The sequence below is a fragment of the Lichenihabitans sp. Uapishka_5 genome (genome assembly GCF_033947565.1).
GTDB lineage: Bacteria > Pseudomonadota > Alphaproteobacteria > Rhizobiales > Beijerinckiaceae > Lichenihabitans.
This window is the reverse complement of the sequence record NZ_JARPVX010000140.1, coordinates 1,171-4,596: the sequence shown is the minus strand read 5'-3', so window position 1 is coordinate 4,596 and position 3,426 is coordinate 1,171. Positions and strand designations below refer to the sequence as shown.

The 3,426-nt window shown below is 63.0% G+C and carries 2 protein-coding genes; both read left to right on the top strand.

Going from position 1 to position 3,426, the window contains the following annotated elements; translation table 11 throughout:
* The coding region (locus P7D22_RS22170; protein WP_319936426.1) for an outer membrane protein at positions 1-477 on the top strand (477 nt) is incomplete at its 5' end.
* A gap of 84 nt (positions 478-561) precedes the next feature.
* The gene (locus tag P7D22_RS22165; RefSeq protein ID WP_319936425.1) at positions 562-2,913 is read left to right on the top strand and encodes a putative bifunctional diguanylate cyclase/phosphodiesterase; all 2,352 of its coding nucleotides are present in this window, start codon (positions 562-564) and stop codon (positions 2,911-2,913) included.
* Positions 2,914-3,426 lie beyond the last annotated feature (513 nt).

Below are 3,426 nucleotides of genomic sequence, written 5' to 3'. Positions count from 1 at the left end.
TTAGTAGTAGGCATCGAGACCGACCTCGCCTACACAGACCTGAACCGCACAACAACACTGCCTCTGCCGCCCGGCGTACCTCTTCAGGCACTCTACAACAGCAAGCTCAAGGAGCTCGGCACGGTGCGTGGGCGGTTGGGCTATGCGATCGGCCCAGTCCTGATCTACGGCACGGGCGGGTTCGCTTACGGCGAGGCTCTACGCACCGTGAGCGTGACGGCTGGCGGCACCACCCTGGCCCGCATGACGGTGGACGACTTCGAGACCGGCTATGCGGTCGGCGGCGGCCTCGAATACGCGCTCCCGACAGGGACATTGATGACGACGCTACCGGGAGCCGTCACGCTCCGAGCCGAGTACCTTCACTACAACCTCGGACAACGGGCGACGCCCTTGAGCCTGCTCGGACAGAACACGGTCACCCGTATGCGCACCGATGGCGACCTGGGCCGGGTCGGACTGAACTACAAGTTCTAGCTCCTCACTTCCGCAGCAATCGTCGGTGTTCGGCGCGGCCATGGCCGCCGTCACCTAGCCGACCTTCACCCGATCGTACCTCCCATGCCGACCTTCTTACCCCTGCCGAACGAGGCGCCTTCGCTCAGCACGGAAAGCGAGACCGCCAAAGCCTTTGTGCGCGGCCGGCAACTCCTGGCTGTCGATCGGCTGATCGCCCCCATGATGGGGGCAAACATCGCGGTCGCGGCCGGACTGACCGTGATGCTCCACCACCAGTACGGCAGTCTCCTGATCCCCTGGTGCGTTGTCGTCGTAGTTACCTCGGTGTTGCGCTTCCTTGAAGCTGTCCGATCCATGCGGTCTCCGCATCGCGGCGGCAGACCGTGGCATATGCATCGCCTAACGGTGCAAGCCGTCATCATGGCGCTCGTGTTCAATGGCGTACCAGCCTGGCTGTTGACGCAGACGACGGGTCTCGCCTGCACCATCGTGGTGTGCCAACTGACGGGGCTGCTGTGGGCCGGCAGTTTGATTTTGACAACAGCTGTGCCAGCAGCCGTCTGCTACGTCACACTGACTACCGCCGTGATCGCCGGGTGCTTTCTCAAGGCAGGCGCGAGCCAGGAGCACCTGTATCTCATCGTCCTGTTCGTGGCGGGCGGCGGGACCGCGTTGCGCAGCGTCGTCCAGCAGAACCGCGTCTTCGTGTCGGACCAGCTGCGCGAACTCGCGCTGGCGCAGAAAGGCGAGGTGATTGGTGTACTGCTCAGGGACTACGAGGAGCAGACGAGCGACTGGCTATGGGAAACGGACGCAGAACTCCGATACCGCAACGCCTCCGAGCGCTTCGCGCAAGTGTCCGGACGAAGCTCGGCCGACCTGTGCGGTCTCTCGATCAACGAGTTGCTCATAGCATCGGCGGTGCCCGGGAACAGGGAAGCGCTCGCGACGCTACGCGACCACATGGCAGATCGGCGCGCATTCCGCGACGTGGCGGTTCCCTTCGCCGTCGGGGATGACATCCGCTGGTGGTCGCTATCGGGCCGACCCCTGTTGGACACGGGCGGCAACGTCCTCGGCTACAGGGGCGTCGGGTCGGATGTCACGATCACGAAGCGGGCTGAAGCCAAGATCGCCCACTTGGCCCACCACGACGGACTCACCAACCTCCCGAACCGCACCTTCTTCATGGCCAATCTCAGCCACGCCATGTCGGTCGGCGATCTGGGCAAGTTGGCCGTCCTCAGCCTCGACCTCGACGGTTTCAAGGCCGTGAACGACGCGCACGGACACCCAACCGGAGACGCCCTGCTGGTCGCGGTGGGTGAACGCCTTCGTCAAACGATTTCGGCCGTCGATCTCGTAGCGCGCTTCGGGGGCGACGAGTTCGTCGTCCTGGTAACGGATCTGGCTGAAGCAAATGGCGTCGAGGTGCTGTGCCAGCGCATCATCGACCGCCTCACGGCCAGCTTCGATGTGGCCGGCGTTGACGTCATTGTCGGGGTAAGTGTTGGGGTTGCGTTCGCCGCGAGCGATGGTGACAACCCGACGGAACTGCTGAAGAACGCCGACTCGGCTCTTTATCGCGCCAAGCAGGCTGGACGCGGCACCTATCGCTTCTTCTCGCCAGAGGCGGATCGCCGCCTTCAGGAGCGGCAGCAGCTGCTGCAGGATCTCCGGGCGGCGCTCGGCCGAGACGAACTTGCTCTCTTTTTCCAACCCTACGTCGATGCTACCGACGGCAGGATCACGGGATGTGAGGCTCTGATCCGCTGGCGACACCCCGAACGGGGTCTTGTTTCACCCGTCGATTTCATTCCCCTAGCCGAGGAGAGCGGCCTCATCAACGCGATTGGGACCTGGGTAATCGAACAAGCCTGCCTCGAGGCCGCGCGGTGGCCGGACATGCGGCGCGTATCGGTCAACATCTCGCCCATCCAGTTCCGCAATCGAGGGCTGCCCGAGATCATCCTGGCTGCCCTGACCCGGTCCGGGCTGTCGCCATCGCGACTGGAGGTGGAGGTCACCGAGACGGTGCTGATCGAGGATGCCGACGCAGCGCTCAGCTTGCTTAGGCAGATCCGTGCCCTGGGCGTACGGATCGCATTGGACGACTTCGGAACGGGCTACTCGTCATTGAGCTACCTGCGCCGCTTCCCGTTCGACAAGGTCAAGATCGATCGGTCGTTCGTGCAGGAGCTCGAGACGCGCCGTGACAATCAGGTGATCGTCAGCGCTATTCGTGACATCGCCAAGGGACTTGGCATGACGATCACGGCGGAGGGCGTCGAGACCGATGGGCAGGCGGTACGCCTCAAGCAGACAGGCTGCGAGGAACTGCAGGGATTCCTGTTCAGCAGGCCTGGCCTGCCCGAAGATCTCGGGCTTCGCACCATGTCGAAGCCCGTCCACGCAACCAATACGCGACCGGACGCAATGGTTGTGGCTGCCTGATGTGAAAACGCGGTCAACACTGACCCCGGCTAGAAGCCCCCTATAAATCATTGGTATTGCAACGATATTCGCGAGTGACAAGGTCGTTCTTCGCGCGACGTGTGACCCCCATCCAATGCGGAAAAGCCATGTTTTCGCAGTTGGATATGGCGGCATAGCTTGGGGTCGAAGTTGCAAGCGTTTCCACAAGATCTGGGCGCTACACTCCTCTCGGCGTCTGACCAGTGCCAAGGTGCGCGCGTTCCTCTCGGTCCTAGCAGCCGGGCTTCCCACCCGAGCCGAAGTTACCGGACGGCCGTCGAATGACCGCTTATGAGAAGCGCCCATGGCGATCCAGGCGGCCGGGTTGGGTCGACACCGGCCGGCAGCGAGTGTCAGGATAACGATCCTTTTCCGGACGCTCTTACCTGATGCTGTCGTACTCCAACATCGCACGCCAACAGCGGGAGCCGTAGGCGTGTAACGTTGAAAGCCGGTCAGGTCAGAACGCAGCAACCTTCCTACGCCTTACAC

Bases quoted from the DNA above. Each gene is read 5' to 3' on its own strand.
- P7D22_RS22165 (WP_319936425.1), top strand. From the start codon at position 562: ATGCCGACCTTCTTACCCCTGCCGAACGAGGCGCCTTCGCTCAGCACG.